General features: G+C 67.4%; 3 protein-coding genes and 1 pseudogene. All 4 read left to right on the top strand.

What is annotated here, in order from left to right:
• A pseudogene (locus AC1D2F_RS23700) lies at positions 1-1087 on the top strand (glycine dehydrogenase (aminomethyl-transferring)); the annotation flags it as partial.
• A gap of 9 nt (positions 1088-1096) precedes the next feature.
• The gene (gene gcvT / locus AC1D2F_RS23695) at positions 1097-2245 is read left to right on the top strand and encodes a glycine cleavage system aminomethyltransferase GcvT (protein ID WP_476967890.1); all 1149 of its coding nucleotides are present in this window, start codon (positions 1097-1099) and stop codon (positions 2243-2245) included.
• 57 nt (positions 2246-2302) lie between these two features.
• A complete protein-coding gene (gene gcvH / locus AC1D2F_RS23690; RefSeq protein ID WP_229996026.1) occupies positions 2303-2686 on the top strand; it encodes a glycine cleavage system protein GcvH in 384 nt (127 codons plus the stop codon).
• A partial coding sequence (glyA, locus tag AC1D2F_RS23685; RefSeq protein ID WP_476967889.1) for a serine hydroxymethyltransferase occupies positions 2683-3939 on the top strand: 1257 nt, incomplete at its 3' end. The genes gcvH and glyA, both read left to right, overlap by 4 nt.

The following is a 3939-nucleotide window of genomic DNA, read 5'->3' as shown; positions in this document are numbered from 1 at the left end:
TCACGGCACCAACGCCGCCTCCGCCGTGCTCGCCGGCATGAAGGTGGTCGTCGTGGCCACGGCTTCGGACGGCACGATCGACCACACGGACCTCGCCGCCAAGATCGAGGCCAACAAGGACGTCCTCTCGGCGATCATGATCACCTACCCGTCCACCCACGGGGTCTACGACGCCGACGTCCGCGAGGTCTGCGACGCGATCCACGCCGCCGGCGGGCAGGTCTACGTCGACGGCGCCAACCTCAACGCCCTCGTGGGCCTCGCCCAGCCGGGCAAGTTCGGCGGCGACGTCTCGCACCTGAACCTGCACAAGACCTTCTGCATCCCGCACGGCGGCGGCGGACCCGGCGTCGGCCCGGTTGCTGCCAAGGCACACCTTGCACCGTTCATGCCAGGGGACGCGAACAAGGCGGCGCACGAAGCCGGCGGTACCGAACCAGGAACTGGTGTTGCGATCTCCGCTTCACGCTACGGATCCGCGGGTGTGCTGCCGATCTCCTGGGCGTACGTGAAACTGATGGGCGGCCAGGGCCTCACCGAAGCGACCAAGTCGGCCCTCCTCGCGGCGAATTACATTGCCGCACGGTTGGATGAGCACTTCCCGGTTCTCTACACGGGGGAGAGCGGGCTGGTGGCGCACGAGTGCATCCTGGACCTGCGTGAACTCACGGCCAAGACCGGCGTGACCGCCGAGGACGTGGCCAAGCGCCTGATCGACTTCGGCTTCCACGCCCCCACGCTGTCCTTCCCCGTGGCGGGCACCCTGATGGTGGAGCCCACCGAGTCCGAGGACCTTGCGGAGATCGACCGCTTCATCGAGGCGATGATCACGATCCGCCAGGAGATCGACCAGGTCTCCAACGGAGATTTCACGGTGGAGAACTCCCCGCTGCGCAACGCACCCCACACGGCAGCCGCCGTCGTATCTTCCGACTGGGAGCGGGCGTACCCGCGTGAGCAGGCCGCATTCCCGGTCCACACACTCAGGCAGGACAAGTACTTCCCGCCGGTCGGGCGCATCGACGGCGCCGCCGGAGACCGCAACCTGGTCTGCTCCTGCCCGCCGCTTTCCGACTTCGAGAACTAAGGATCCCTGATGAGTGAGAACTACACCGCTCTCTACGAGCAGCACAAAAAAGCCGGCGCCTCCTTCACGGACTTCGGCGGCTGGCAGATGCCCCTCAAGTACGAATCGGAACTGGCCGAGCACCACGCGGTCCGCAACGCCGCGGGCCTGTTCGACCTCTCCCACATGGGCGAAGTGTGGGTCAGCGGCCCGGACGCCGCAGCGTTCCTCGACTACGCCCTGGCCGGGAAGCTCTCGGCTGTCGCCGTCGGCAAAGCGAAGTACTCGCTGATCTGCCAGGAAGACGGCGGCATCATCGATGACCTCATCTCTTACCGCCGTGGTGAGGACAAGTACCTCGTGGTCCCCAACGCCGGCAACGCTGCGGTGGTTGCCGCGGCACTGGCCGAAAGGGCTGTTTCCGGCAAGGAAGGCGGGTTCGACGTGACGGTGGAGGACGTTTCCGCCGAAACCTCGCTGATCGCCGTCCAGGGACCGAACGCAGAGGCCATTCTGCTGACGCTGGTCCCGGCCGAGCAGCATGTCCTGGTCACCGAGCTGAAGTACTACGCAGCGGTTGAGGTACGTATCACCGTCAACGGTACTGACCACGATCTGCTCCTCGCCCGCACCGGCTACACCGGCGAGGACGGCTTCGAAATCTACGTTCCCAACGAGGACGCCGCCGGCCTCTGGGAAGCACTGCTGGAAACCGGCGCCGGCCACGGGCTCATCCCCGCCGGCCTGGCCTGCCGTGACTCGCTGCGTCTGGAAGCCGGCATGCCGCTCTATGGCAACGAACTCTCCCGCGAAGGCAACCCGTACGCCGCAGGCCTGGGACCGGTCGTCTCGCTCGCCAAGGAGTCGGACTTCATCGGCAAGGCTGCCCTGAGCGAACTCAAGGCAGCCGGCGCAGGCTCCACCACCGGCCGCAAACTCGTGGGGCTCAAGGGCCTGGGCCGCCGGGCCGGCCGCAGCCACTACCCGGTCCTCAAGGACGGCAACGTGGTGGGCGAAGTGACCTCCGGACAGCCGAGCCCCACCCTGGGGTACCCCGTCGCCATGGCCTATGTCGACGTCGACCACGCCGTGCCGGGCACAGCCCTGGACATTGACCTGCGTGGCAAAGCGGAGCCTTTCGAAGTTGTCGCACTGCCGTTCTACAAGCGCCAAAAGTAGCCAGCCGCCGCTGGCTGAGCCTGTCGAAACCACATACGAACTTAAGGATTGAGATAAATGAGCAAAGTTGTAGCCGAACTGAAGTACTCCGCTGAACACGAGTGGGTTGCTGCCGACGGATCGGGCCCTGCGGGGATTGGGATTTCGGCTGTGGCCGCCGACGCCCTCGGCGACATCGTCTACGTGGACCTGCCGGAAGTTGGGTCGACGGTGACCGCGGGGGAGACCTGCGGCGAGGTCGAGTCGACCAAGTCCGTCTCGGACCTCTACGCCCCGGTGACGGGCGAGGTGGTGGAGATCAATGACGACGTCGTTTCGGATCCCGCGCTGATCAACAGCGATCCGTACGGTGCCGGCTGGCTGTTCAAGGTGGCCGTGACCGAAGAAGGCCCGCTGATGTCGGCTGAAGAGTACGCGTCCAAGAACGGCGGCGAACTGTGAGCGCCGCAACGGGTACCGTCGCGTTTGAGCAGGTCGTCTCCGCGAGCCTGGACGCGGACCTGTCCGCGCTGGATCCGGAGATCGCTGCAAGGATCGACGCCGAACTGACCCGCCAGCGGGACGGGCTGGAGATGATCGCCTCGGAGAACCACACCGCGGTGGCCGTGATGCAGGCGCAGGGTTCGGTGCTGACCAACAAGTACGCCGAGGGCTACCCGGGCAAGCGCTACTACGGCGGCTGCGAGCATGTCGACGTGATCGAACAGCTCGCGATCGACCGGGTCAAGGCCCTGTTCGGTGCGGAATTCGCGAACGTGCAGCCGCACTCCGGGGCGCAGGCCAACGCCTCGGTGATGCATGCGCTGATCCGTCCGGGGGACACCATCATGGGCCTGAACCTGGCGCACGGCGGGCACCTGACGCACGGCATGCGGATCAACTTCTCCGGCCGGCTCTACAACGTCATCCCGTACCAGGTCCGCGAACAGGACCACCGGATCGACATGGCCGAGGTCGAGCGCCTGGCYCTCGAGCACAAGCCGGCGCTGATCGTGGCGGGCTGGTCCGCGTACGCCCGCCAGCTCGACTTCGCCGAGTTCCGCCGGATCGCCGACTCGGTGGGYGCCTACCTGATGGTGGACATGGCSCACTTCGCCGGGCTGGTCGCGGCCGGGCTGCACCCGTCCCCGGTCCCGCACGCCCACGTCACCACCTCCACGACGCACAAGACCCTGGCCGGTCCGCGCGGCGGGATCATCCTGTCCAACGACGCSGAGATCGCCAAGAAGATCAACTCGGCGGTGTTCCCGGGCCAGCAGGGCGGGCCGCTGGAGCACGTGATCGCGGGCAAGGCCGTGGCGTTCAAGATCGCCGCGTCCGAGGAGTTCCGGGAGCGCCAGCAGCGGGTCCTGGCCGGGGCCCGGATCCTCGCCGACCGCCTGGTCCAGCCGGATGTGACCGCGAAGGGGATCTCCGTGATCTCCGGCGGCACCGATGTGCACCTGGTCCTCGTGGACCTGCGTGACTGCGAGCTGAACGGCCAGGAAGCCGAGGACCGCCTCGCGGCCATCGACATCACGGTCAACCGCAACGCCGTCCCGTTCGACCCGCGCCCGCCGATGGTGACCTCCGGGCTGCGGATCGGCACCCCGGCGCTGGCGACCCGCGGCTTCGGCGAGGCGGCCTTCGCCGAGGTCGCGGACATCATCGCCGAGGCCCTGACCGCCGACGCCGGCGCGGACCTCTCCGGCCCC

This window comes from Arthrobacter sp. P1_B3, from assembly GCF_056406615.1.
The sequence above is the reverse complement of the archived record's forward strand: the minus strand, read 5'-3'. Positions and strand labels throughout refer to the sequence as shown.

What these genes read in the sequence shown, in the direction of transcription:
- gcvT (WP_476967890.1), top strand. Translation starts at nt 1,097, where the DNA reads ATGAGTGAGAACTACACCGCTCTCTACGAGCAGCACAAAAAAGCCGGC.
- gcvH (WP_229996026.1), top strand. Translation starts at nt 2,303, where the DNA reads ATGAGCAAAGTTGTAGCCGAACTGAAGTACTCCGCTGAACACGAGTGG.